Annotated in this window: 26 protein-coding genes; 17 read left to right on the top strand and 9 right to left on the bottom strand. The window is 70.6% G+C overall.

Annotated features, from left to right (window positions below):
• Window positions 1–36 precede the first annotated feature (36 nt).
• Window positions 37–1,299 carry a M20 family metallopeptidase gene (locus MNZ39_RS07215; RefSeq protein ID WP_242336696.1) on the bottom strand — a complete coding sequence of 421 codons (1,263 nt, stop codon included), beginning with the start codon at window positions 1,297–1,299 and terminating at the stop codon, window positions 37–39.
• Between the two features lie 198 nt (window positions 1,300–1,497).
• Between MNZ39_RS07215 and MNZ39_RS07210 the strand changes: the two genes are divergently transcribed.
• Window positions 1,498–3,525 carry an autotransporter assembly complex family protein gene (locus tag MNZ39_RS07210; RefSeq protein WP_242336694.1) on the top strand — a complete coding sequence of 676 codons (2,028 nt, stop codon included), beginning with the start codon at window positions 1,498–1,500 and terminating at the stop codon, window positions 3,523–3,525.
• A 114-nt stretch (window positions 3,526–3,639) separates the two neighbouring features.
• Window positions 3,640–8,238, top strand: a complete 4,599-nt coding sequence (locus MNZ39_RS07205) for a translocation/assembly module TamB domain-containing protein (RefSeq protein ID WP_242336692.1) — start codon at window positions 3,640–3,642, stop codon at window positions 8,236–8,238.
• A 28-nt stretch (window positions 8,239–8,266) separates the two neighbouring features.
• Here the strand turns inward: MNZ39_RS07205 and MNZ39_RS07200 are convergent, their stop codons facing one another.
• A complete protein-coding gene (locus tag MNZ39_RS07200; RefSeq protein ID WP_242336690.1) occupies window positions 8,267–10,144 on the bottom strand; it encodes a hypothetical protein in 1,878 nt (625 codons plus the stop codon).
• Window positions 10,145–10,724: 580 nt separating this feature from the next.
• Here MNZ39_RS07200 and MNZ39_RS25095 point away from each other — a divergent pair.
• The 5 genes from MNZ39_RS25095 (at window position 10,725) to MNZ39_RS07175 (ending at window position 14,087) form a co-directional block, all read left to right on the top strand.
• Window positions 10,725–11,111: a hypothetical protein gene (locus MNZ39_RS25095; protein WP_242336688.1), complete on the top strand. Its 387-nt coding sequence runs from the start codon at window positions 10,725–10,727 to the stop codon at window positions 11,109–11,111.
• A complete protein-coding gene (locus MNZ39_RS24845; RefSeq protein ID WP_242336686.1) occupies window positions 11,009–12,511 on the top strand; it encodes a molybdopterin-dependent oxidoreductase in 1,503 nt (500 codons plus the stop codon). Before MNZ39_RS25095 ends, MNZ39_RS24845 begins: the two co-directional genes overlap by 103 nt.
• Window positions 12,512–12,572: 61 nt before the next feature.
• Window positions 12,573–12,965, top strand: coding sequence for a hypothetical protein (locus MNZ39_RS07185; RefSeq protein WP_242336684.1), 393 nt, complete (start codon window positions 12,573–12,575; stop codon window positions 12,963–12,965).
• A gap of 25 nt (window positions 12,966–12,990) precedes the next feature.
• Entirely contained in the window at window positions 12,991–13,500 is a 510-nt protein-coding gene (locus MNZ39_RS07180) for a MarR family winged helix-turn-helix transcriptional regulator (protein ID WP_242336682.1), read from the top strand.
• Window positions 13,501–13,562: 62 nt separating this feature from the next.
• A complete protein-coding gene (locus MNZ39_RS07175; RefSeq protein ID WP_242336680.1) occupies window positions 13,563–14,087 on the top strand; it encodes an RNA polymerase sigma factor in 525 nt (174 codons plus the stop codon).
• 55 nt (window positions 14,088–14,142) lie between these two features.
• On the opposite strand, the gene trxA is transcribed toward MNZ39_RS07175, so the two are convergent.
• Window positions 14,143–14,487: a thioredoxin gene (gene trxA, locus MNZ39_RS07170; protein WP_242336679.1), complete on the bottom strand. Its 345-nt coding sequence runs from the start codon at window positions 14,485–14,487 to the stop codon at window positions 14,143–14,145.
• Window positions 14,488–14,635: 148 nt separating this feature from the next.
• On the opposite strand from trxA, the gene MNZ39_RS07165 reads away from it, so the two are divergent.
• From MNZ39_RS07165 to MNZ39_RS07155, 3 genes are read left to right on the top strand one after another with little or no spacing between them, the layout of a single operon-like run.
• Window positions 14,636–14,992, top strand: a complete 357-nt coding sequence (locus tag MNZ39_RS07165) for a DsrE family protein (RefSeq protein WP_242336677.1) — start codon at window positions 14,636–14,638, stop codon at window positions 14,990–14,992.
• Between the two features lie 49 nt (window positions 14,993–15,041).
• Window positions 15,042–15,704 (top strand): RNA polymerase sigma factor, encoded by a 663-nt coding sequence (locus MNZ39_RS07160; protein ID WP_242336675.1) that lies wholly within the window; start codon window positions 15,042–15,044, stop codon window positions 15,702–15,704.
• Window positions 15,704–15,946 (top strand): zf-HC2 domain-containing protein, encoded by a 243-nt coding sequence (locus MNZ39_RS07155; RefSeq protein WP_242336672.1) that lies wholly within the window; start codon window positions 15,704–15,706, stop codon window positions 15,944–15,946. Before MNZ39_RS07160 ends, MNZ39_RS07155 begins: the two co-directional genes overlap by 1 nt.
• A 41-nt stretch (window positions 15,947–15,987) precedes the next feature.
• On the opposite strand, the gene MNZ39_RS07150 is transcribed toward MNZ39_RS07155, so the two are convergent.
• The 4 genes from MNZ39_RS07150 to MNZ39_RS07135 form a co-directional block, all read right to left on the bottom strand.
• Window positions 15,988–16,755: a DNA-binding domain-containing protein gene (locus tag MNZ39_RS07150; protein ID WP_242336669.1), complete on the bottom strand. Its 768-nt coding sequence runs from the start codon at window positions 16,753–16,755 to the stop codon at window positions 15,988–15,990.
• Complete coding sequence (locus MNZ39_RS07145; protein WP_242336666.1) at window positions 16,752–17,603, bottom strand: DUF692 domain-containing protein; 852 nt, start codon at window positions 17,601–17,603, stop codon at window positions 16,752–16,754. Before MNZ39_RS07145 ends, MNZ39_RS07150 begins: the two co-directional genes overlap by 4 nt.
• 49 nt (window positions 17,604–17,652) lie before the next feature.
• A complete protein-coding gene (locus MNZ39_RS07140) occupies window positions 17,653–17,934 on the bottom strand; it encodes a hypothetical protein (protein ID WP_242336663.1) in 282 nt (93 codons plus the stop codon).
• A 65-nt stretch (window positions 17,935–17,999) separates the two neighbouring features.
• Window positions 18,000–18,665 (bottom strand): hypothetical protein, encoded by a 666-nt coding sequence (locus MNZ39_RS07135; RefSeq protein WP_242336660.1) that lies wholly within the window; start codon window positions 18,663–18,665, stop codon window positions 18,000–18,002.
• Window positions 18,666–18,840: 175 nt separating this feature from the next.
• Between MNZ39_RS07135 and MNZ39_RS07130 the strand changes: the two genes are divergently transcribed.
• Both MNZ39_RS07130 and MNZ39_RS07125 read left to right on the top strand, forming a co-directional pair.
• The gene (locus MNZ39_RS07130; protein ID WP_242336656.1) at window positions 18,841–19,389 is read left to right on the top strand and encodes a carboxymuconolactone decarboxylase family protein; all 549 of its coding nucleotides are present in this window, start codon (window positions 18,841–18,843) and stop codon (window positions 19,387–19,389) included.
• Between the two features lie 178 nt (window positions 19,390–19,567).
• Entirely contained in the window at window positions 19,568–19,720 is a 153-nt protein-coding gene (locus MNZ39_RS07125; RefSeq protein WP_242336653.1) for a hypothetical protein, read from the top strand.
• Between the two features lie 295 nt (window positions 19,721–20,015).
• Here MNZ39_RS07125 and MNZ39_RS07120 read toward each other — a convergent pair whose 3' ends face one another.
• Together MNZ39_RS07120 and MNZ39_RS07115 are read right to left on the bottom strand one after the other, a co-directional pair.
• Window positions 20,016–20,351, bottom strand: coding sequence for a heavy-metal-associated domain-containing protein (locus MNZ39_RS07120; RefSeq protein WP_242336650.1), 336 nt, complete (start codon window positions 20,349–20,351; stop codon window positions 20,016–20,018).
• A 20-nt stretch (window positions 20,352–20,371) separates the two neighbouring features.
• Entirely contained in the window at window positions 20,372–20,764 is a 393-nt protein-coding gene (locus tag MNZ39_RS07115; protein ID WP_242336647.1) for a mercuric transporter MerT family protein, read from the bottom strand.
• A gap of 336 nt (window positions 20,765–21,100) precedes the next feature.
• On the opposite strand from MNZ39_RS07115, the gene MNZ39_RS07110 reads away from it, so the two are divergent.
• The 5 genes from MNZ39_RS07110 to MNZ39_RS07090 all read left to right on the top strand — a co-directional run bounded on the left by MNZ39_RS07110 (window position 21,101) and on the right by MNZ39_RS07090 (window position 24,526).
• Window positions 21,101–22,180, top strand: coding sequence for an NmrA family NAD(P)-binding protein (locus MNZ39_RS07110; RefSeq protein WP_242336644.1), 1,080 nt, complete (start codon window positions 21,101–21,103; stop codon window positions 22,178–22,180).
• 83 nt (window positions 22,181–22,263) lie between these two features.
• The gene (locus MNZ39_RS07105; RefSeq protein WP_242336641.1) at window positions 22,264–22,665 is read left to right on the top strand and encodes a metalloregulator ArsR/SmtB family transcription factor; all 402 of its coding nucleotides are present in this window, start codon (window positions 22,264–22,266) and stop codon (window positions 22,663–22,665) included.
• On the top strand, window positions 22,605–23,111 hold the full coding sequence (locus MNZ39_RS07100) for an SRPBCC family protein (protein ID WP_242336639.1): 507 nt from the start codon (window positions 22,605–22,607) through the stop codon (window positions 23,109–23,111). The genes MNZ39_RS07105 and MNZ39_RS07100 overlap by 61 nt, the downstream gene beginning before the upstream one ends.
• The gene (locus MNZ39_RS07095) at window positions 23,111–23,737 is read left to right on the top strand and encodes a dihydrofolate reductase family protein (RefSeq protein ID WP_242336636.1); all 627 of its coding nucleotides are present in this window, start codon (window positions 23,111–23,113) and stop codon (window positions 23,735–23,737) included. Before MNZ39_RS07100 ends, MNZ39_RS07095 begins: the two co-directional genes overlap by 1 nt.
• Window positions 23,738–24,160: 423 nt before the next feature.
• On the top strand, window positions 24,161–24,526 hold the full coding sequence (locus MNZ39_RS07090) for an OsmC family protein (protein ID WP_242336633.1): 366 nt from the start codon (window positions 24,161–24,163) through the stop codon (window positions 24,524–24,526).
• Window positions 24,527–24,917: the final 391 nt, after the last annotated feature.

The raw sequence follows: 24,917 nt of genomic DNA, 5'->3' as shown, positions 1-24,917 counted from the left end.
GGTCCCCACCCGGAACCCTCGCCGCGAGCGCGGTGTTCACGGTGCGAGCCAGGCCATCGCAGCGGCGACCGCCGCCTCGACGCCCGTGCGCAGGGTCGGGTGCAGGACCGGCGCGAAGCGCGGGTTGTGGTTTGTCGGAAGGTCGCCCAGCCGGCCCGCGTCCCGGGCCCGCCGGTACGCCTCGGGATCGGTGCCGCCCACGAACCAGAACACCGAGGGCACGTGCCACTCCGCGCCGAAGCAGCCGAAGTCCTCGCTCGCCGACGTCGGCTCCACCTCCCGCACGCGTTCGGCGGGGAAGGTCCGCTGGAACGACACGACCACGCGGCGCGTCGCCTCCGGGTCGTTCCGGACGGCTCCGTAGCGGTCGAGCGGCGTGATCTCCGGCGGCCGGGGCGCCCCGGACGCCGCGGCCTCCGCGTTCACGATCCGCGCGATGGCGGCGAGCACGCGAGCGCGGACGCCCTCGTCGAAGGTGCGGACGTTCAGCTTGATGAGGGCGTCCTCGGGGATGACGTTCTCCTTCGTGCCCGCCTGCAGGGCGCCGATCGTCACGACGGCGGCCTCGGTCGCGGCGAGCTCCCGGGAGACGATGGTCTGGAGGCGGAGGACGGTCGCCGCCGCCATCACCACGGGGTCGATGCTCGCCTGGGGCATCGACCCGTGGGCCCCGCGCCCGAAGAGCCGGATCTGGAGGCTGTCGCCGGCGGAGGTCATGACGCCGGCGCGCCAGCCGAGGACGCCCGCGGAGCCGACCATGACGTGCTGCCCGAGGACGACGGCCGGCTTCGGAAACCGGGTGAAGAGCCCGTCGTCGATCATCGCCTGGGCGCCCGCGGCGATCTCCTCCGCCGGCTGGAAGACCGCGAGCAGCGTCCCCCGCCACGCCTCGCGCGCGCGGCCGAACAGGGTGGCCGCGCCCGCCAGCCAGGCGACGTGCATGTCGTGGCCGCAGGCGTGCATCACCGGGACGACCTTGCCGTCGCGATCGGTGGACGTGGCCTTGCTCGCGTAGGGCAACCCCGTCAGCTCCTCGACGGGCAGCGCGTCCATGTCGGCGCGCAGCATGACGGTGGGACCATCGCCGTTGCGCAGCAGGCCGACCACGCCGGTCTTCCCGATGCCCGCCGTCACCTCGTAGCCGGCCGCGCGAAGCCGCTCCGCCGCGATGCCCGCCGTCCGGGTCTCCTGCATCGAGAGCTCGGGGTGCGCGTGGAGGTCGGTGTAGAGCCGCTCCAGGTCAGGGAGCAGGCCGTCGAGCGGAGTGAGCACATCCTTCGCGCCGAGCGCATGCGCCACGTGCTCCTCCTTCCGACGCGCGTCCGCGTCGCCACGCAGTCCCGATCCTTCGGGACAGGTCCGTTCTTCACTCACGGCGCGCGCGTTTGCACGGTCAAAACACGGGTTCGCCGAACGAATCCATCCGAGTCGGAAACGAGAACGGGTGTCCTGGAGTGGGGCATGAGCGCGCGACCGTGCGCGACAAAGCTTGTGTGGATGGTCGAGCGACGACGGATCTGGCGGGTGGTGGCCGTGGTCCTGGCCATGGGCTGCGCGACGGGGGGAAGGCGGGAGGGGCCGGAGGTGCACTCGGTGCGTATCGAGGGCGCGAGGAAACTCGAGGAGGGGGACATCAAGAAGCGTCTCCTCACCGCGGAGAACAGCTGGGTCCCCTTCTCCAAGAAGCAATACTTCGACGAGAGCGCGTGGAAGACGGACCTCCGGCGCATCGAGAAGTTCTATCGGGCGCAGGGCTACTACCAGGCGAAGGTCACCGCCACCGAGGTGAAGCCCCGCGGGCGCAAGGCGGTGGACGTCCGCGCCACGGTCGAGGAGGGCGAGCCGACGCGCATCCGCTCGGTCGACCTCCTGGGGCTCGACGATCTCCCGGAGAAGGACCGGAAGCTGCTGCGCGACCAGGTCGGGCTCGAGGCAGGTCAGATCTTCATCGTGGATCGCTGGGAGGGGCTGAAGGAGAAGCTCCTCCACACGCTTCGAGAGCAGGGCTACGCCGCGGCCACGGTGCAGGGCGAGGTCGAGGTGGGCCTCGACACCCGCGCAGCCGATGTCAGGGTCAGCGTCGACCACGGTCCGCGATACCGGTTCGGCGCGCTGTCCGTGAGGGAGCACACGCCCTCGCGTGTCCCGCCCTGGCGTGTCACCGAGCAGGCCGCGGCGGACACGACGCCGGGCGACTGGTACTCCTTGAAGGCGCAGAGCGTCGCGGAGGCGCGCGTCTTCAGGATGGGAGTGTTCGGGGCCGTGAAGGTGAGCCCCGGGGAGCCCGACCCAGGGACGCTCACCGTCCCGATGCAGGTGGACGCCCAGGAGTCTCGCTTCCACACGCTCAGTGTCGGGGGCGGCATCGCGGTGGACCAGACGAGCCAGGAGGCCCGCGTGAAGTCGACCTACGTCGACCGCGACTTCCTGGGATCTCTGCGCAAGCTGACGCTCGACGCCGTGGTCGGCTACGCCTGGATCCCGACGTTCTATGCGACGAGCGCGTCGGGCGCCCAGAGCGGCGTGGTGGGGAGCCTCGGCGCGGAGCTCGAGCAGCCCAGGTTCTTCTTCCGCGACCTGAAGCTCGACGGCAAGCTCACCGCGGAGCGGGGGATCGAGCCCGCCTACCGCTACTACGGCGGTCGCGCGAAGGCGGGCGTGGTCTACGCGCCGACGATCAACCTGTCCATCACGACCTCCTACAACCTCGAGCTGTATCGGCTCGAGTCCGGGTCCGCCCAGCTGGCCGGCGGCGCACCGACGCTGCTCTTCGGTTGCCCCGAGAACTGCGTCCTCTCCTACGCGGAGGAGCTCGTCGAGTGGGACGAGCGAGATGACCGCCAGGAGCCCCACCGCGGCTACTACCTCGCCCTGGCGTTCCAGGAAGGTGGCGGAATCCTGGGCGGCAGCTTCTCGTACTTCCGCATCATCCCCGAGGCCCGCGGCTACCTGTCCTTCCTCGAGCGCGACAAGCTGACGTTCGCCGCGCGGCTGAAGGTGGGGACGCTCATCCCCAGCAGCGGGGGCGACACGGCGAGCCCCATCGTCTCCCGCTTCTTCTCCGGCGGGAACGGAATGCGCGGCTTCAACAACCGCAGGCTCTCTCCCCAGTTCGTCGTTCCTCGGCCCGGGTCCCCGACCTCCGGCTACACCGTACCGATCGGCGGCAACGGCCTGTTCGAGTCGTCGTTCGAGGTTCGCTACGGTCTCACCGGCGCCCTGGTGCTGGCGGCGTTCGTCGACGCGGGCTTCGTCACGCGCGAGCACATTCGCGCCAGGGCCTTTCGCGACGACATGCTGCTCGCCTTCGGTGGTGGCCTCCGGTACCGGACCCCCGTCGGCCCGATCAGGCTGGACCTCGGCTACCGCCCGGACATCGGCCCGCCGCTGGCGGTGGTTCAATCGCCCGGTACATCGCTCAGCTACCCGAGGCGGTCGAGCTGCTTCGGGATCGGAAGGGGACCCAGCGCCGGAGCCCCCGAGGGCCCGTGCGTCATCCACATCTCCATCGGAGAGGCCTTCTAGCGCGACGCACGCCCGCCGGCCGGGCTGGCCCCCACGCGCTCGCCGCGGTTCCGGCCGGGACCCCGCGCCCCTAACGTATGAATGAACGGTTCTGTTCGGGCGAAGGGGCGGAGCTTGGCCTCAGGGACGTCGAGGAGCGGCGAGCCACGGAGCACGCGGCGGCGCCGGTGGCTGTGGCGGCTGGGGATCGGGGCCCTGTCGCTCGTCGGCGTCGTGCTCGTCCTCGTGCTGGGCGCGCTCGCATACCTCGCGACGCCGGCAGGGGGAGAGCGGCTTCGAAGGATCGTCCTCGAGCAGGCGAACGCCGCCATCGAGGGCACGCTCACCGTTCGAGAGCTCTCGCTTCGCGGCGGGCACCTGATCCTCCAGGGGGTGGTGCTCCGCGAGCCGGATGGCGGGATCGTCGCGCGGGTCTCCGAGCTCGAGGTTCGCCTCCGGCTTGCTGAGCTCGTCCACAAGCGCATCGACGTGACGCTCGTCCGCCTCGACCGGCCGGAGCTTCAACTCCGCCAGGATGAGCGCGGGAGCAACCTTCAGCGGGCGATCGCGGCGCGGAACCCGACGCCCGAGCCCGAGGGGGAGAGCCAGAAGAGCAGCCTGGGCTTCGTGGTGGAGGACCTCCGGATCGTCCACGGCGTCATCGACGTCGTGCAGCGCTCCCCGGATGCGTCCCGTCACCTCCACCTGGACGACCTGGGAGCAAGCGGCTCGGCCTCGCTCGTTGGAGATGCGCTCCGCGCGCAGCTGGAGATCACGGCCGGCGTCGCGGCTCCCTTCGAGGGTCCCTTTCACCTGAGCCTCCACGCCACGGGCGCGGGTGAACGGAAGGACGCGCGGCTCGGGCTCGAGCTCGGGACCGCGAGGCTCGTAGCCATGGCGCACGTCGAGAGCGAGACCACCGCGGACGTCCAGATCGAGTCGCTCGTCATCCCGCCGGAGATCGCCGACGCCTTCTCTCCGGGCTACCCGCTCCGCGCGGACGCCTCGCTCTCGGCGAAGGCCGTTCGGAAGGGCGATGCGCTCTCTCTCCGCCTCGACGCCAGGGCCGCCTCGGCGACGGTGCGGGCGGACGTGACGCTCGACCTCGCGGCGAAGTCCCTCCACGAGGCGACGGTGACGGTTCGCCACGTGGATCTGAGCGAGCTCTTCCTCGGTGGTCCGTCGTCCGACGTGGCGCTGAACCTGGTCGCGTCGGGAGGAGGAACCTCGCTCGAGGATATGGCCGGCCGGCTGGAGCTGACCGTGCCTCCCTCGTCGATGGCAGGGGAGACCATGGGTCCGGTCCGCGTGCTGGCGTCGGCGAGCGATGGCGAGCTACAGCTCTCCGAGCTGCTGGTCAACGTGCCCGGACTGCGGATCGAGGCGAGAGGGCAAGGACGAAAGGAGCGGCTGGCCTTGAGTGGAAAGCTCGTGGCCAGAGACCTCGAGGCATTCGGTCGGACTTTGGGCAAGCTCGTCGGTCCCGGAGCGCGCTCCATGAAGGGCCGCGGAACGCTGGGCTTCGCGATCGGGGGCTCGGTCGAGCACCCCTCGATCACGGCGCACGGCGGCTTTCCGTTTCTCGCGTACCAGAAGAGCACGGTGGCCGGTCTCGCGCTCGACCTGAACGTTCCGGACTCGAAGGCGCCGACCGGGGTGAGGACGCGCCTCGCCGCGAGGAGGCTGGCGCTCTCGCCCGGGAAGGTGTTCCGGGCGGTGCACCTCGCGGTGGAGGGGCGTCGCCAGGAGCTCGCGCTGGACTCGGCCGTGCACGGCTACGCGGAGCTGAGCCTCCGTGCGCAGGCCACGCTCTCCCGGGATGGACGCGGCGGGACGTTGACGGCGCTGTCGCTGGGTTACCCGGAGGCCCAGTGGGCCCTCGTCGCGCCGGTCCGGATCGAGTCCCGCGCCGGCTCGCTCTCGATCTCGCCGCTCACCCTGAGGTCCGGCCAGGAGGCCATCTCGTTCAAGATGCTGAAGCGCGGAACGAAGCTCGACGCGTCGCTCGAGCTGCGCTCGTTCGATCTCGGGAGGCTCCCGAGGGCCTTCGTCGATCCTGCGCTCGCGGTGGGCGGGGTCCTGGAGCTGGAGGCGCGTGTGAGCGGCCCGAGCTCGAGGCCGGAGGCGGAAGCTCGTGTCGACCTCCGGGGCGGGCGCTTCAAGAGCTACCGCGACGTCGAGCTTCACCTGGACGCGTCGTACGCCAAGGACCAGGCGAAGGGAACGCTCGCCGCAAATGGCGAAGGGATCAGGCTGACCGGCGCCTTCGACGTCCCCGTGAAGGCGCTTCAGGAGGGGCGGCACGTCCCCGTGAACGTGGACCTCCGGATGGCCGAGCTGAGGCTCGACGAATCGCTGCGGAAGCTCGGTATCGAGAAGCCGATCTCCGGGCTCGTCTCGGCGGAGGTCTCGCTGAGAGGGACGGCGGACGACCCCAGGCTGAAGGTCGCGCTCGAGGGCCGCAGGTTGCGGGTGAAGCAGCTCGCGGCCTCGGAGCTCGACGTCGTCGCGAAGAGCGCAGACGACGGCCGGCTCGGGCTGCGCGTGGACCTGGGGATGGAAGGAGAGAAGAGCTTCATCGAGCTCGCGACGCCGTTCACGCTCGGCCAGCTGATCCGCAAGCCGCCCACGCTGGCCGCGCTCATGGCGGCCGAGGTCGCGCTCGAGGCGGACGTCCGCGAGGTACCCCTGAAGCTCCTCGCCGAGGCGGGGGTGAGTGACCGTCCGCTGGACGGCACGCTGAGCGCGCGGGTGCACGTGACCGGCTCGGCCAGGGCTCCTCGCGGTGAGGTCTCCGTTCGCGGGCGAGGCCTCGCGACGCAGGGCGTGACGCCGCTCGATGCGCTCGTGCGTCTCCAGCTCGGAGACGAGCTTCATGCCGAGGTACTGGCCGAGCGGGAGCGAAGGTCCATCTTCACGGCCAAGGCCCGCGTCCGCGCCGATCCGAGACAGCTACAGGACCGCGGCCGCCTGGCCGAGACGCCGCTCTCACTCGAAGCGAACCTGGGTCCGCTCTCCTTGTCCGAGGTTCAAGCCGCCACGCAGCCGGTAAACGAGGATCCTGCACAGGCGCCTCCGCGAGTTCGCGGCACGCTCACGGGCCGGCTCGGCTTGAGCGGCACCCTCCACGACCCGCGGCTGACCCTCCGGATGAATGTGGACGGGCTCGGCGCAGAGAGCGGGCCGGATGGACAGGTGGCGGTCGCGTTGGACTATGCGGGAGCGAAGGAGCTGCTCGACCTGTCGCTGAGGTCCAAGAACGGGGGCGCGCTGAACGTCGCGGCCACCGCACACGTGGACCTCTCCTACCCCGCCGTGGGTCGGACGGAGCGGCTCGACACGGCGCCGGTGGTCGCGACACTCCAGGCGAAGGACTTCGACCCGGCCTTCCTCTCGAACCTGAGCGGCGCAGTGGAGAAGGTGGGCGGACTCGTGTACGCGGATGCCCGCGTGAGCGGGACGCTGGGTGCGCCGACCGTGAATGGACGGCTCGAGTGGAAGGATGGCCTCGTCTTCACCCGAGAGAACGGCGAGTTCACGAAGGTTCACCTGCTGGCAAGTGGAGACAACGACCGGATCGAGCTCGAGGACCTGTCCGCCAAGAGCGGAGGCGGCACCGCGAAGCTCTCGGCGAAGGCCACGCGGACCGGCAGCAAGGCGTTCAAGCTCCACGCCGAGGCAGCTCTGAACAAGTTCCCTGTGGTGTCCCAGGGGCAGGTCGCCGCGACGCTGTCGCTCCGGAGCACGGCGGACGGCAATGTGTCCCCCACCGACGTGACCATCAAGAACCTCGACATCCCCGAGGCGCACGTGGTCCTCCCCGACGTGCAACGAAAGGATCTGCAGAAGCTGGACGATCCTCTGGACGTCGTCTTGACGATGAATGGGAAGCCGGTCCGTGGCACGAAGCGGAAGGAGCCAGCAGGAGCGAGCGCGGAGGCGGGGCTGGTTGCCTCCCGGGATGCCGGGACCGGAACGACCGGCTCGGAGCGCGCCGGGACGCAGCTCACCGTCCTCGTGAATGCTCAGCGGAACCTGTGGATCCAGGGCAACGACCTCAACATGGAGCTCGGGCTCTCCGACGGCTTTCGCATCGAATACGCCACGGAGCCGAAAATCTTCGGGGACGTGAACGTAATCCGGGGGCGGCTCGAGGTGTTCGGGCGGCGCTTCGACCTTCAGCGCGACTCGAAGGTGTCCTTCAAGGGTCCGGCGATGGCGCCGGGCCTGAACGTCTCCGCCATCTACAAGAACGAGATCGAGCAGGTGACGGTACACCTCGACGTACGAGGCGAGCCCAGCAAGCTGCAGCTACAGCCGACCTCGGAGCCGCCGCTTCCGGAGACGGAGATCTACACGCTGCTCGCGACGGGCCACACGTCTCTGCACCGTGGGACCGGGAAGACGTCGACCTCGGGAGAGGCCGCGTCGATCGTGGGCTCCCTCGCGGCCTCGCAGCTCAAGACGACGCTCTCCAGCAAGCTCCCGCTCGACGTCCTCTCCATCGAGGCGGGAGACAGCGGCGTCGCAGGCACGAAGCTCGAGGCCGGCACCTACGTCAACGACCGCTTCTACGTGGGCTTCACCGGCCGGATCGGCGCGGACCCCACGCGCGGGGAGAACTCCAACCAGGTGGACCTCGAGTATCAGCTCTCGAAGCGCTGGAACGTCAACGGCAGCTACGGGGACGCGCGCGCGGGAGAGGCCAGCGTGAACTGGCAGAAGGAATACTGAGCCCAGTGCGGACGTGAATGATGCGCGGTCACCGTGCCCTGTACCGAAGGAGCGCGGTTCCGCTCATCCCGTTGCCGCGCCCGGCCCACACGGAGCCGTCCGGGAGCGCCGCGAGACCGCCGTACCAGGTGGAGACGAGCTCCCACGCGTGAGCGGCATCGGCCGCCCGGTGACGCCAGGTGCCATGGGCGCCGGAGAGGAACGCGTCGCCCGCTGGCGTCAGCACGAAGTACCACGCACCCTGCATTCCGGAGTCCTCGATGGCGCCGTCGCGTGCGACACGGACGACGCGGCCGGGCGTGAGGACCGGGTCGCGACCGCCGCACCCGGAGGTCCTGCCCCAGGCCCACGCGCCACCGGCGCCGTCGCCGACCACTCCCGACACGCGCCAGTCGCCGAGCGAGATCTCCCTCGCGACGCCGCCGACGACCTGGAAGAGCGACGACGCCGACGTGCAGCCACCCGTTGACCACGCCGCGGCGGCCCAGATCTCTCCCGAGGGCGCGATCCAGACGTCCGTCGGAGGCCTTCCGGTTGGAATCGGAAGCGACACCGGAGCGCCCCATTCCCCTGGCTGGCGCCTCTGCACGTCCCATCGGTCGGGAGCGGCAGCGGTCGCCAGGGCGAGCGAACCGTCGGCACCGGGGAGGAGCTGGGCGCTGGCGGGGAACGCGAGAGGCGCGACGGAGCTTCCATCCCATCCCACCAGCGACAAGACTCCTGCGGCCGAGATGTCCGCGAGGAGCTGATCGTCGGGCGCGGCGCCGCGGATCCAGTCGAACGCGTGGTCGAAGAACATGTAGCCGTACTTCTCGTACGTGGTCGGCTCGATCAACGACGTCCAGGACGACCCGTCGAAGTGCGCGAGCCCGTTCCCTCCGACGAGCAGGTCGCTCGCGCCGCCGCCGCCGATCGCAGCGGTGGAGTGGCGCGACAGTGAGAGCTCGGTGGTCCATCCGGCTGTGGCGAGCCGGTCGATCTCGGGGCCGCAGGAGCTGTACAGCCGGCCATCCGCGGCGACGCGGTAGCTGCCCAGGCCGCACCATGCGGCATTCGGCGGGAGGGGCAAGGGCGAGAACCCGTTCGGACCGTACGTTCCCGAGTCGAGGACGACGCGATCCTCCAGGACGCCACGCACGCTCAGCCAGTCGCCGCTTCCCTGGTACACGACCCTGCACCCGTCGCGCTCGCAGCGCGTGAGGGTCCCGACGCCACCCGATTCGCCGCCGGCGAAGGCGCCGCCCGCCGGGTCCGCGGCGATCCCCGCGAGATAGACGCCCGGCGGCGCGGCCACGGTGCTCCACCCGGCTTCCGACCGGTGGAGCGCCGCGCTCGTGGTGGGTGACGCCAGGGTCGTACCGACGGACCCGGTGATCCACGCCTCGGTACCGCGGACGCTGAGCCCTCCAAAATAGAGCATGCTCTCCAGCCGCTCCGCCACGAGCGCCGTTCCATCCCACCGGTACACGGCCGGATCGGCGTACCCAAGCGATGTTCGGCGCGCCGAAGGGAGCGACGCGCTGACGAGGATGTCCGAACCCGCGCCGCCGTCGATGACCGGCCAGGCGACCGTGGCGAGCTCGGGGCGCAACCAGCGTCGCCCGTCCCACCGGTAGACCACCTCCTCGAATGCACGCGACTGGCGATACCCGACGACCCAGACGTCGTCCGGGCCGTTCGCTGCGATCCCCGTCCACCGGACGTTCGCGGAGTCCGCGGGTGGGCAGATCGGCCCCCATCCCGCGGCATCCCTGCGCAGGATGGCGTTGTCGTAGGAGACGGCGTACAGCGAGCCGTCCGCTCCAGCCGCGACCGAGACGAGCAAGGCGCCCTGCGGGTAGTTCTCCCAGCAGAGGTCGCCCGCACAGAGCGCGAAGGTCGATGCGAGACCGCTGCTCCGGGGCAATGGCGCGATCGTCGGCGCGCGGCACGTGACGCGAGCCGGAGCGTTCGCGGGAGCCTCGACCGGGACGAGCGCTACCGGAAGCGCGCCGGGGATCGGGGCCATGTGGCCGACCTCGATGGCCGGAGCATCGGGCTGCGCGCCGGCGCCCTGCTCCGGTGGAACCGTCGGTCCAGGGGTACCCGCGTCCGGCGGCACCGACGCGCCCCCGGCGCGGTCCCCCGAAGCGTGCGGTCCACAGCCGTGGAGCAGCCCGACCACCACGAGCGCGAATCTGGGGTGCATGCCGAAAACGTAAGATTCACGATTCGTGCGTGAACTGTCTCTGCTGGGCAGCGCCGCCCTAGGCGGAGGCCATGACGAATGCTCGGTACGCCGAGACCTTCCACGTCCACCGCATGCTGCTGGCGCGGCCTGCACCCTGATCCGTTGGGGGCTCGGTCCAGGAAGGGCAGCCAGGCCGCCGCACCCGCCGTAGTGATCGAGTCACCAGGGCTCCAGGTGCGCCGGGCGGAGGTGCACGCTGCGGCCAGGACGCCGGGGTGCTACTCCAGTGGTGGCATCACGATCCAAGGCACAGACGATGGCGGCCGGCAGCACGACATCGGAGCGCGTCTCCACGTACTGCGCGCTGTGCGTCTCGCGCTGTGGCGCGATCGCGACCGTCGAGGGGGGGCGCTTCGTCCGCCTCGATCCCGACCCGTCGCATCCCACGGGTCAGGCGCTCTGCGCGAAGGGCCGGGCCGGGCCAGAGCTCGTCCATCACCGCGACCGCCTGAAATACCCGTTGCGGCGCACGCGTCCGACGCGCGGCTCAGCCACGCGACCGCGACCATCGCGGCGCAGAAGCGCGGGGCACGTCTCGTCGTGGTCGACCCCCGGCGCACCGAACCGGCTCGGCGGGCCGACGCGTGGCTGCAGGTGCGCCCCGGCACTGACGGCGCGCTCGCCCTGGGGATCGCCGGGGTGATGATCGAGCGCGGCTGGTTCGACGAGCCGTTCATCCGTGAGTGGACGAACGGCCCGCTGCTCGTTCGCTCGGATACGGGCCGCCCCCTCACCGAGGCCGACCTCTCGGAGGGCGGGGACCGGGGACGCTACGTGGCTTGGGATCGGCCTGCCGGCCGCCCCACCGTCTACGATCCCGCCCGTGGACGGTACGAGGTCGACTCCGCGGACCTCGCCCTGTTCGGCGAGTACGCGCTGGAGACGCCGGCGGGCGGCGTGCGCTGCCGGACCGCCTTCGATCTCGCGGCCGCGCTCTGCCGCACCTATTCGCCGGAGCGAGTGGAGTCGATCACCGGCGTCGAACGAGGTGAGGTCGAGCGCGCAGCGCGGCTCCTGTGGGAGGCGAGGCCCCTCGCGTACTACGCGTGGAGCGGCGTCGAGATGCAGACGAACGCGACCCAGATCGCGCGCGCGATCGCGCAGCTCTCCGTGCTGACGGGCAGCTTCGATGCACGGGGCGGCAACGTGCTCTTCCCCGCAGTCCCCACGCCCGCCGTCGGGAGCACGCCGGAGCGCCGCGCCGTGGGGCTCGGCGTCGCGGAACGCCCGCTCGGCCCGGCGCGATGGGGATTCGCGACCACCGACGAGCTGTACCGCGGCATCCTCGACCGCAAGCCCTACGCGGTGCGAGGCCTCGTCGGATTCGGCGCCAACCTCCTGCTGTCGCACGGCGACGTCCTGCGCGGGCGCGGGGCGCTGGCCGCGCTCGACTTCTACGTCCACGCGGACCTGTTCATGAACCCCACGGCGGAGCTCGCCGACATCGTCCTGCCGGTGGCGAGCGGATTCGAGCGCGAGGCGCTCAAGCTCGGCTTCGAGGTGAGCCCCGAGGCGCAGTCATTGGTCCAGCTGCGCCGGCCCGTGGGCGCGCCCCCCGGCGAGGCCCGTTCCGATACCGAGATCGTCTTCGACCTCGCCGTCCGTCTCGGTCTCGGCAAATACTTCTGGCAGGGGAACATCGACGCGGCCTACCGCCACCAGCTCGGGCCCTCGGGCCTCTCGCTCGACTGGCTGCGCGACCACCCCGAGGGTGCGCGCGTCGCGCTCGAGACGCGCTACCGCAAGTTCGCCGACGAGGTCGACGGTGTCCCGCTGGGCTTCAACACGCCCACGCGCAAGATCGAGCTGTACTCGGAGACCCTGCTTGCACACGGCTATCCGCCGCTGCCGGAGTACCAGGAGCCGCTGGTCGGTCCGGCGTCCCGTCCGGATCTCGTTGAGCGCTATCCGCTGATCCTCACCTGCGCCGGGATCTCGCGCACGTCCAGCCGGGCGATCGCGGCTTCAAGTCGGTCGGCGGTGCATCGGGATCGCCCGGGTGGGTCGCGATGGGGATCGGCTTGCGGCGCTTCGGCGTTGTAGCTACAACACCGACTGTTTGCTGCTGTCCTTGGCGCGTACCCCCGCGAAGGAGAGGCCGAACATGAAGAAGCCGAGGATTCTCGTCACCGCCGCCGCGGGGCACACCGGCACGTCGCAGCTCCGCCATTACGTCGAGGACTACCGGCGAAACGCCTTCGCCGTGAACGCGCCGACGGACGCCGTGGCCTCGGTGGGCGGGCGAGCGCCGGAGGAGTTCGAGTCCATCGCGAGGCGCTACGCCACGTCCCGGCCTGAGGCCAGGCGCACCGTTCTCCGGGCGGCGAAGGCGCTCTGGAACTTCACCCGCATCCTCCTCACCCCACCGCTCGACCTGGATCGCATCGACCGCGTCCAGGGACACCCGGGGCTCGAGACGAGCGAGCTCGCTGGTGACTCGCGGATCTGGCGAGCCACGCACGCCACGACGCAGCTCGCCGTACGGGCGGCGCCATGACCCCCGCCGTCTCCCCGACCAGCGCATGACCGCACGAAGCTCGATCGACGCCTCGAGCGCCGCGGCCGAGGCCACCCGCTGCGTCGCGCTCCGCGCGCGCAGGCTCTCCCGCCTCGTGACCAGCGTGTTCGAGGAGGCGCTCCGCGGGCATCCCATCACGGTCGCCCAGTTCACGCTCCTCGGTGCGACGATCCTCGAGGGGCCGCTCCGGCCGGCGCGACTCGCGCGGATGCTGGATCTCGAGAAGTCCACGCTCAGCAGGAACCTCCGACTTCTGGAGGCGGCGGGGCTCGTCCGGATCGCGGGGCTGGACTCGGGCGGCCAACGCATCGAGGCGACGGAGCGCGGCAGGCGCGCGCTCGTGGAGGCCCTGCCCGACTGGCGAGCGGCCCAGGAGCGTGCAGTCGCCGCGCTCGGCGATGCCGTCGTCGCGCGACTCGACGGGATGATCGCGGCCCTCGGCGGCGAGCGGGCTCCTGAGGGCAGGGGGCGCGGCGGGAGGCTCCAGGCCCGAGCTTCGAAGGCACGGTTGTAATCTTCCGAGGGGTCGTCGGACGATCGCGCATGACCGGAACAGCGGAACGAGCAGGGCGCGGTGTGGCCCCACGAGAGGACTCCTTCGTCCGGTGGGTCTCGGAGCTCGCCCGGGTTCACTCGCGTGGACTCGCCGCTGCTGCCCGGAAAGAGGGGCTTGCCGCCGACGACGCGCTCGACGCGGTCCAGGAGGCATTCCAGACGTTCCTCCTTCTCCCGCAGGCGCGCTCGCTCGTGGAGGAGCCCAGGGAGTCGGCGAGCCTGCTCGGCGTGCTCGTCCGGAACGCCGCGCGGAACATGAGGCGGCGCCACCACCGCGCGCTTCGGCACGAGCCGATCGAGGACGAGCCCTCACTTGCCGCCGACGAGGTGTCGGTGGACGAGGCGATCGAGCGCGCCGAGGAGCACGTCCGACTGCTCGGCTGCGTGAACCGCCTCGCGGAGATGCAGCGTCGGGTGGTGAGGCTACGGATGCTGCAGGAGCTCTCGGGGCTGGAGACAGCGGAGCAGCTCGGCCTCGAGCCCGGGCGCGTGGCGGTCCTCCTCCACCGGGCGAAGAAGGCGCTCCTGGAATGCCTGGTCTCGTGAGGCGCCGGGCGGCCGGGCCGCGCGCACGGCCCGGCGTGTCCGTGGTCCGGGTTGGTCAGGCCGCCGCAGTGGCTGTGTGGAGGGCTTCCGCGATCCGCGCCTTGGGCGTGAGTCCCACGATTCGTCTGAACTCCCGTCCGCCCCTGAAGATCAGGAGGCACGGGATGGAGGAGACGTCGTACCGCCGCGCCAGGTCGGGGTTCTCGTCCACGTCCACCTTCACGACCCTTGCGCGTCCGGCGACCTCGCGGGCGAGCTCGTCCAGTGCCGGGGCGAGCGCGCGGCAGGGCCCGCACCACCGCGCCCAGAAGTCCACCAGGACGGGCTCCTTCGCGTGGAGCACCTGGTCCTCGAAGTCCTCGCCGCCGTGGATGGCATTCGTCGTTCTCTCCTTCGCCATGTCTCGCTCTCCTTGCTCGTCGTCCGGCGCGGCTCCGCGCCTCCATCCGTGAGGTGTCCAGCCCGGCGGAGATTTCGAGCCGCGAGTCTCGATGCGGGCGAAATGCGCGCGCGGTTCGGCACCTGTCCTGGGACGGAGGAGTGCAGACATGGCGAAGGTCGCGATCGTGGTGCTGGCCGGGACGGAGACTCACGAGGGCCTCGGGCGCGTGGTGAACGCGCTCGAGGCGGCGAAGGAGCTGAAGGAGGGGAACGACGACGTCCGGATCGTCTTCGACGGCGCGGGAACGGCGTGGGTCCCGGAGCTCGCGAAGAAGGAGCACAAGGCCCACGGCCTCTACGCGGCGGTCGGCGATCGGATCGCGGGCGTCTGCGCATACTGCGCGGGCGCGTTCGGGGTGAAGGAAGCCGTGGTCGCGCAGGGCGTCCAGCTCGCGGGCGAGTACGAGGGCCACCCCAGCGTGCGGCGGCTCGTCCACGACGGGTACCAGGTGATCACGTTCTGAGCCTCCCGTGGCGGTCAATCGCCAAAGCGGAGGACATCGGGCGCCTCTGATGCGGAGCGCGACGACGACGGGCGGTGACGCTGAAGGCCATGCAGCGGGGCTCGAAGACTCCGAGCTCGTCCGGCGGGTCCGCGCCGGCGACCGTTCGGTCTTCGCCGGGCTCGTGCGACGGCACGGCGGAGCGCTGCTTCGCTTCGCGCGCCTCTTCGTCCGTGAGAGCTCCGCGGCGGAGGAGGTCGTCCAGGACACGTGGATGGCCGTCCTCGAAGGTCTCGACGACTTCGAGGCCCGCGCCTCGTTCAAGACGTGGCTCTACCGGATCCTTGCGAACCGGGCGCGGACCCGGGCCGTCCGGGAGGGGCGGAGCGTACCGTTCTCCGCGCTGGCGGAGACCGGGAGCGATGAGCATGCCGTCGCTCCCGAGCGGTTCGACGCCGGGGGGATGTGGCGCGACCCTCCGGTGGGCTGGACTGACGAGACCCCGGAGCGGCTGGCCCTCGAGGCCGAGACGCGCGCGGTGATGGCGGCAGCGGTACAGGCGCTCCCGCCTGCGCAGCGCGCGGTCCTCGTCCTGCGAGACGAGGATGGCCTCGAGACGAAGGAGATCTGTAATCTCCTGGATCTCACGGTGACGAACCAGAGGGTGCTGCTCCATCGCGCCAGGACGCGCGTCCGGCAGGCACTCGAGGCGCACATGCGGGGCGGACGCTGATGCTGACGTGCAAGGAGATCACGGAGCTCGTCACCGAGTATGCGGAGGGGAACCTCTCCTTCATGGACCGGATCCGGTTCCGGATGCACATCGGCATGTGCCGCAACTGCCGCCGTTACGTCCGCCAGGTGAAGGCGACCGCGGCCGCGCTCGGCATGCTCCCTCCACCGGAGATGTCTCCGGACCTCGAGCAGGAGCTGCTGCGCCGGTTCGAGAGCTGGAAGCAGACGCGCGGCTCGTGATGGCCATCTCGGTCCACGTGCAGATGAGCACCGGGAGGGCGTCACGTCGAGAGCGCCGCGATCCAGCCCTGGTCGAACCATGACACCAGGGCGGCGAACGCGGCGGCGGCAGGATCCTCGCGCTGCCCGAACAGGGCGCAGACGCTCGCGAGCGGGTCGCCCGCCCGGGCGGCGTCGAGGGCCCTCGCCTCGTCGAGCTCGATCCGGCCGTGGAAGACCTCGAACCCCTCGCGCCAGACCACCACGGCTGTCGGAATTGCGATGGGCGCGTCCGGCTGCTCGCCGTCCTCGAGACGGCGCCAGAGCGTGGCCGCGTCGTGCCCGAGGGAGAGGACGCGGAGGGCGGGGGGGAGCACGAGCCTGGCGTCGAGGAATGCGTCCGGTCCCAGCACGGCGAGCGCGTCGCGCGCGACCGGCGTCGCGGGCGCCTCGAAGAAGACCTCCGCGCGCGCCCACTCCAGCGCCGCGAGATCAGCGAGGTCGGCGCGCTCCGGAGCCGGGGAGCGGCGCAGGAACGCGGGAAGGCGACGGCCGAACTGGCCGAGGTCGGGCCGATCGGAGGGGTGCTCGCGCGCGTACGTGTCGGCGACCTCGAGGAACCGCTCGTCGCCGAGGAGCGCGGCGAGCTTCGGGTAGTCCTCGCGGAGCGCGTCGGTGAGGCGCCACAGGTACATGTCGGCGTAGATGCCGATGCGTTCGAGCGCGAGGAGCTCGGGCGAGCCGACGAGGAAGTCCTCGGCGGCGCACGGGGGGTCCGCGGCGCGCGTCGCCAGCGCGTGGAAGGCGGCCTGCGTCTCGGCGAGTCTCACGGGAGCGCCCTCCGCCGCGGCGGCGCGAGCACCTCCGCCTCGATCGCCTCGGCGCGCCGGCTCTCCTCGACGAGCCGCTCGAGCGGCGGGATGTGGTCGTCCCACTCGACGAGCGTGGAGACCGGGCCGACGCGGCGCACGGTCTCGCGGTAGAGGTCCCAGACCGCGGCCGGAACCTCGTGGTCGTGCGAGTCGAGCAGGTAGCGGCCCCTGTCCGAGTGGCCGGCGAGGTGGAGCTGCCCCACCCGATCGGCCGGAACGCCGGCGAGGTACGCATGGGGATCGAAGCCGTGGTTCCGAGCCGAGACGTAGACGTTGTTCACGTCGAGCAGGATCCCGCAGTCGGCGCGGCGGACCACCTCGGAGGCGAACTCCCACTCCGACATCTCGGACGCACGGAACGCGACGTAGGACGAGACGTTCTCGAGCAGGATCTGCCGGCCGAGCGCGTCCTGGACGCGCGCGACGCGCGCGACCACGTGCCGTAAGGCCTCCTCGGTGTACGGCAGCGGCCAGAGGTCGTGCGCGTACCGGCCGCCGTGCGAGCCCCAGCAGAGGTGATCGGAGATCCACGCGGGCTCGATGCGACGGGCGAGGTCGGCGAGCTGGGCGAGGTAGCCCTCCGAGAGCGGGTCGGTCGAGCCGATCGAGAGCGAGACGCCGTGGAGCACCACCGGGACGTCGCGCCTCACCTTCTCCAGCACGGCCAACGGACGTCCGCCCGGCGCCATGAAGTTCTCGCTGATCGCCTCGACCCAGTCGACCGGAGGCGGCGTGGCGAGGTGCTGGGCGAAGTGCTTCGTGCGGAGGCCGATGCCGTGGCCGAGGTGCTTTCGCGTGAACGCCATCGTGACTCCGGGGGGACCGGCGCAGCGCGCGCCGGCCCCCCGCTCCGGACTACGTGGAGGCGAGGACCTTGCCGCCCTTGTCGGTGCAGACCTTCGCGCTCTTCTCCTCGGTGAAGCCCTGCCCCTTGCAGGAATTCTGGGCCTTGCACGCGTTGGCGGCGCCGGCGCAGCTGCCCTTGCCCTTGCACTCGTTCACGCCGGCGCACTTCACCACCTTGGCGCCTTCCTTTTCCTTCGCGGCGGCCTTCTCTGCGGCGAGCGCGGTGCCCGACGCGAAGAGGGAGAACACGGCGCCGGCGATGACAGCGCCCTTCATGGCTGTACGGATCATGAGTGCTTCCTTTCGAGGTGTTGCGGTTGTGCTGCGGTGGGTGGGCCGTCACGGCCCGGGTGAGATCACTTCTGGGCGGTGGAGGCGGCGTCTGACTTCGCGAACAGGGAGAGCTCGATCGTCCCCTGGTCGGCGACGACCTTCGCGAGCGACTGGACGCGCGCGAGCCAGCCGTCCGTGTACTTCGGCCCGATGTGGTACGCGTCGCGGTCGAAGCCCTGGACGGTCGCGCGGATCCGCACGGTCCGCTTCTCGCCATAGGCGCCGGGCGGGAAGAGGAGGGCGGTGCCCTTCACCGTTTCCTTGCGCCCGTCGACGGGCTTCCGTCCGCAGACGGTGAACGGCACCTGGGCGGTGAAGGGCACCGGCTGCTCGGGGGCGAGCGCACCGATCTTCACGCCGTCGAGGGACGCCTCGAACCGGCACGCCGCGGGGTCGCTCTTCTTGTTCGTGACCCACTGCTGGAAGTGCTCGGTCTTGGTGTCCTCGTTGTCGACCTTGATGCTCGTGAGCGGGACCGAGCAGTGGCCCGAGGCGAGGCCGGTCTTCTCGTCGTAGCGGAGGTCGCAGGCGACCGCGGAGCTCTGGGCCGTGATCCGCTCCCCGAGCTTCGCGTCGAAGATGGCGTGGAAGGTGTTGTTGCCGGCGTCGGGGTCGACGCGGAGCTCCTCCGCGAGCGCGGGAGTGGCGAGGGATAGCGCGAGCGCGGCGAGCGGGACGGTGCGGTGCATGGGTGCTTCCTCCATTCCGGCTCGAGGCCGGCGTTCTGGAGGGCAGTCCCGCGCGCGAGGCGATGATTACGCGCGAAGGGAATCCCGGGAGGGTGGCCGGCGACGTGAAATGCGCGACCGCGTGACGACCTCCACCGCGGAGCACTCACGCTCCACACGAACACAGGAGTCCCAGATGCCGGCACGCATCCCGCCCGTCACCTCCACCACCGCCCCCGAGGCCACGAAGCCCGTCCTCGACGGGATCAAGAAGGCCCTCGGGATGGTCCCGAACCTCTACGCGACCATCGGTCACTCGCCGGCGGCGCTGAAGGGCTACCTCGCGTTCTCGGAGGCGCTCTCCGGCGGGAAGCTCTCGCCACGCGAGGCCGAGCTCCTCGCGCTCCACGTCTCCGAGCTGAACGGCTGCAGCTACTGCCTCTCCGCGCACACGGCGCTGGCGGCGAAGGCCGGCGCGTCCCCGGAGGACGCGGCGGCCGCCCGCGAAGGGCAGTCGCAGAGCCGGCGCGAGCGGGCCATCTTCGCGCTCGCGCGCCGGATCGTCCGGACCGGCGGCGCGCGCGCCGGCCGCGAGCTCGCGGAGGCGCGGGAGGTGGGCCTCACAGACGGAGAGATCGTCGAGGTCGTCGCCCACGTGGCGGCGCGGGTGTTCACGAACGCCGCCGCCATCCTCTCGGAGACGGAGATCGACTTCCCCAGGGCACCGCGGCTGCCGTCGAACTGACCCCCTGCGCGAGAATCGTTCCTCGCGAGCCGCGCCCGCGTGACGTCTACACGCTACGGGGGCCTCCAAGCCACGGGCTGAGGCGCTTCTACGGGGACCCGCGCTGAGCCCCTCCGGGCCGCGTCATCTCCGGTCCGCCGCCGAGACAGGAGGACAGAGGCTCGAAGGAGGCGCGGCGATGAACGGGACCATCACGGGCAAGGAAGTCATCCTGCACTGGCTCACGATCGTGCGGCTCTGGGGTGCGCGGTGCTACATGCGCTGCCTTCGCGCAGCCCTGGGCCGCTCACAGTCGACGTTCCTCGGGGTCGTCACGCGCTGCGACGAGTAGCCCGAGATCACCGTCGACGGCGCCGCTGGGAGAGCCTTCACGGAGAGGCCGTGGTGGCGCCGTCCGGCCCGAGGGGGCGCAGCCGCGTTCATGGGCGCCTCCGCCGGAGCGAACGGGCACGCCGAGCGGAATCACCGCCGCTTCCACTTGGTCCCATCGATGCCCGCGCCCGCGGTGCCGCCAGTCATTCGACCCGACCGACCTCGCCGCAGCGCGGGCAGGCGGCCTCGCCGCTCGCGCGGGGCTTGGGGATCTCGCAGCTCTCACCCGAGCAGCAGGAGCTCATCGCGTTCTCCTACGGCCCGGTCTTCGCGGGAAGGCTGGCCTGGTAGCCGAGCCTGTTCACGGCATCGACCATCTGCTGCGGCGTCACTCTCGTGGGGTCGAAGTCGATGGCGGCGCTCTTCCTGTCGACGTCGACCCGCGCATCCTTCACGCCGTCGAGCTTCGACAGGGCGGTTCGCACCGCGACCCTGCAGGACGCGCAGGTCATGCCCTCGACGTGCAGCGACACGGTGGCGGAGCCTGCCGCGGTGTCCTCGGCGCTGGCGTAACCCGTGGCGATGTGGGCGACCGCGAGCGCGGCCGTACCGAGCAACGAGGTGGCGAGGACGATCCTGAGCATCTTCATGAAATTCTCCATTCTGGTGATCAATCGAAGAGGAACTGCGCCAGGTATGGGAAGCCGAGGAGGCCGGCGACCACCACGGTCGCGATCCACAGCATCACCTGGCCGAAGCGATTCGCCCTGGGCAGCTCGCAGTCGCAGGCTGGGCCTGCAGCGGCGGTCGCAGGCGCCAGCCTGGGGCGCCGGTAGGTGAAGAAGAAGCCTGCGCCGAGCAGCACGAGGGTGAGCGCCGCAAGGTAGGGGCGATACGCCTGGAACTCGACGAGGAGGCCGGCGCCGCCGAGACCGAGCGCGGCGAAGAGGAGCGGGCCGAGGCAGCAGAGCGACGAGGCGAATGCCACGACGATCGCGCCTCCGACCGATGCGGCGGTGAGCTTCCTCGTGGGATCGACCTTCCCGGTCGCTGCACTCTCCATTGATCGGTCCTTTCCGTGTCTTTGCTGGACAGGTCCATCCAAGCACCGGGCCATTTCTTCCCGTACGACCAGGAACCCGGAATTCCCCTCGCAGCGGCCGTCGAGTCTCGTGGAAGCGCCGCGTGTAGCGCCGGCACGTGCGGGCGCTGGCACGTTCGCCAGGGTCCCTGTCAAAAATAAATGTTCCGCTCGAGTCATCGTTCGGCCGGCGACGCATCGGGATCGGGCCGGCGGTCGCGAAGATCGGCTTGCGGCACCGCAAGGTGGTACCTACAACCTGGGTTGTAGGTACAACCAGCGTCGCCGGCGCGTACGCCCGCGAAAATGAGGCCGAACATGAAGAAGCCGAGGATTCTCGTCACCGCCGCCGCAGGGCACACCGGCACGCCGACCGCGCTTCAGCTCCTCGAGCGCGGGTACCCCGTGCGGTGCCTCGTCCGGAGGGTCGATGCCCGCTCTGAGCGACTGCGGGACGCCGGTGCGGAGGTGGTCGTGGGGTCCCTCACGGACCCGGCCGACGTCGAGCGGGCGCTGGAGGGCGCACAGCGGGCCTACCTCTGCCCGCCGTGGGGCCCCGACCTTCTCCACGTCGTCTCGACCTTCGCGGTCGCGGCACGCGAGGCGCGCCTCGAGTCGATGGTGGCTCTCTCGCAGTGGCTCGCGAGCCCCCGCCACCCATCGATGGCGACGCGTGGGCTCTGGCTCATGGAGCAGACGCTGCCGTGGATCCCGGAGGTCGCGGTGACGGTCGTGAACCCCGGGTTCTTTGCCGACAACTACATGCGGCTCCTGGAGCCGATCGCGCAGCTCGGGGTGATGCCGATGCCGCTCGGCGCCGGTGAGAATGCGCCCCCCTCGAACGAGGACATCGCGAGCGTGGTCGTGGGCGCGCTCCTCGATCCGGAGACGCACGGCGGCAAGACCTATCGCCCCACGGGACCGCGCCTCCTGTCGCCCGCCGGCATCGCCGACGCGTTCTCCAAGGCGCTCGGACGGCGCGTTCGGTACGTGGAGCTGCCACAGGTGATGTTCCGCAAGGCGCTGCGGGTGCTCGGCTTGAGTCCCTTCGAGCAGTCGCAGCTCCGCCATTACGTCGAGGACTACCGGCGAAACGCCTTCGCCGTGAACGCGCCGACGGATGTCGTGGCCTCGGTGGGCGGGCGAGCGCCGGAGGAGTTCGAGTCCATCGCGAGGCGCTACGCCACGTCCCGGCCTGAGGCCAGGCGCACCGTTCTCCGGGCGGCGAAGGCGCTCTGGAACTTCACCCGCATCCTCCTCACCCCACCGCTCGACCTGGATCGCGTCGACCGCGTCCAGGGACACCCGGGGCTCGAGAGGAGCGAGCTCGCGAATGACTCTGGGATCTGGCGAGCCACGCACGCGGCGATGCCGCTCGCCGTACGGGTGGCGCCCTGACCCCACCGACTACCCAACCAGCCCTCGGCGGCGAGCGGGCCAGGGCCTTGACGAATGCCGATATGGGCATATGTTTACGCTCAATGGCACGAGCAGCGACCACCTCGGACGTCTTCAACGCGATCGCCGAGCCGCAGCGCCGGGAGATCCTGGCACTGCTGCGGGCGGGTGAGCGGCCGGTGACCGAGCTGGCCCAGGAGCTGGGGATGACGCAGCCCGGGGCGTCAAAACACCTGCGGGTGCTCCGGGAGGTCGGGCTCGTGCGGGATCGCAAGGCAGGCAAGCAGCGCCTGTACGGCCTTGACGCCCGCGGGCTGCGACCGGTCCACGAGTGGACCGGCGGGTTCGAGCGGTTCTGGAACGAGAGCTTCGATCGGCTGGACGCGTACGTGCAGGACCTCGAGCAGGCAAGGCAGGAGGACCGATGGCAGCGACAGGACGGGACGCGCCGGCGCAGTCAGCGACGGCCGACCGCGAGATCGTGATCTCGCGGGTCATCAGTGCCCCACGGGAGCTGGTGTTCGAGGCGTTCACCGAGGTGCGGCACCTGTCGCGATGGTGGGGACCGGAGGGGTTCACCACCACCACGCGGGCATTCGAGTTCCGCGTCGGCGGGGAGTGGGACTTCGTGTTGCACGGTCCGGACGGGACGGACTACCGGGAGTGGATCTCCTGGACCGAGATCGCCCCGCCGGAGCGGATCGCGCTGCTGCACGGTGAGTTCCGCGGCGACCCGAACGCCTTCGAGTCGGCCCTCACGTTCGCGCCCGACGGCGCGGCGACCCGGCTCGAGATGCGCACGGTGTTCCGCACCAAGGAGCTGCGCGACGAGGCGGTCGAGAAGTACCACGCGATCGAGGGCGGCCAGCAGACGCTGAGCAACCTGGCTGCCTACGTCACCGGGATCGTTCGGAAGGGAGTCGAGGACTGATGGCCGGCAAGGTGTTCTTCAGCGTGTCGATGTCGCTGGACGGGTTCATCGCGCCCGAGGGGCGCATGGGTGACCCGGATTGGACGGCGCAGTGGATGGAGCTGCAGCAGTGGATATTGCCGCTGCGGTTCCTACGGGAGAACCTGAAGCTCGGCGAGGGTGGCGAGGAAGGGCGCGACAACGACATCGTGCGGGAGACGTTCGAGCGCACCGGCGCGAGCGTGATGGGCAAGCGCATGTTCGACCTCGGCGAGCAGGCGTGGCCGGAGGAGGCGCCGTTCCACACGCGGGTGTTCGTCGTGACGCACGAGAAGCGTGACCCCTGGGAGCGGCCGGGTGGGACCACCTTCCACTTCGTCAACGACGGCATCGAGACCGCGCTCGACCAGGCCCGCGAGGCCGCCGGCGACCGGGACGTCCGCATCGCGGGCGGCGGCGCAACGATCCTGGAGTACGTGAACGCCGGCCTGATCGACGAGTTCTCGATCGCGCTCTCGCCCGTGCTGTTCGGCTCCGGAATCCGCCTGTTCGAGGGCGTGGACGCGGGCCGCGTGGCCCTGGAGCCGGTCCGCGCGGAGCCGACGCAGCGGGTGACCCACCTGAGCTACGCAGTCCGGGAGCGATGACTGTCTCGTCCTGAGCGCTGGGGCTCGCGATGAACGTGGACGTGGCGAAGCCGCGAAGCCTCACCGCGCATCGACCCATCGTCATCGGTGAAGGCTCGAAGGTAGGAGCGGGCAGCGTCGAGCTCGAACCCGTGGCGCCGCACACGACCGTCGCGGGAGTCCCCGCGAAGCGGGTGGGCATCCCGAAGGCCGAGTTCCGGCGTTCAGATGGAGCAGGGCTTCGATGTCGACGCGCCCGCAGGAGAGTGAATCAGCGGCCCCCGCGCCGTCGTTCCTGCCGGCGCCCCTCGCATGACGCGGCGACATGAAGGCGGGGCGGGCGCGATCTTCTCGGCGCTCCTGCCAAGGAGGCCACCCGGAAGAACCGTGCATCAGGAGCGAGGCGAGACCTTCCCCCTGCCCATGGCGACTTCAGCGCAGGCGGTGAGCGAGTACGACGTTACGGCTCGCTCGACCGACGTGTTCGGCCGCGTCTTGTGCGGCATCCGGGACCACCACTTCATCATCGACGGCCCGGTGATAAACGGCGCGCTCGGCGAAGAGGTGACGCCCGTAGAGGTCTCGCTCTCCGCCGTCGCAGCCTGCGGGGTCGAACTGATTCAGGCGCTTGCCCGGAAGGAAAACATGCCGCTGCGGACCGTGGGCGTGAAGATGCACGGGGTCCTTGACCGAGCCAAGCAGCCGCGCAGCGACGTGAGGACGCTCAACTCCGTCGCCATGGACTTCAAGCTGGGAGGCGTGGACGACTCGCAGGCCGCCGTGCTCGTAGCGGGCTTCAAGCGGCTCTGACCGCTGTATGGCGCGGTCGCGGTCGCGATCCCCGTGGTGCTGGTCCGCTACACCGTTGCATAGCGTTGCAGCCGCGACGGGGGGGTCCGGTGAGGTCGGGGAGGCGCGTGTCTACCCTGACCTTGAAAGACATGAAGTCGCCGAGCAAGGCGAAGGCCCCGAGGCCGCGCACTTTCGCGCGAAACCTCGAAGCCTTCAGAGAGTCGGGGCGACTGAATTTGAACCAGCGACCACTTGCTGCACCTCAGGAAGGTGGCGCGGCAAGGTTGTGTCCCTAAGAATGTGTGAATCGGAAGTTCGCGGAGGCTGAGAAGGAAGTGGAAGCTCCTCGGTGACCAAACACCAACGGCCTCGCTTGGCGGCGAGTCCAAGGAGCTTCCAGTGAACGAGG

Origin of the sequence: Anaeromyxobacter sp. SG66 (assembly GCF_022690805.1) — a bacterium.
Taxonomy (GTDB): domain Bacteria; phylum Myxococcota; class Myxococcia; order Myxococcales; family Anaeromyxobacteraceae; genus Anaeromyxobacter; species Anaeromyxobacter soli.
The sequence above is the reverse complement of the archived record's forward strand: the minus strand, read 5'-3'. Positions and strand labels throughout refer to the sequence as shown.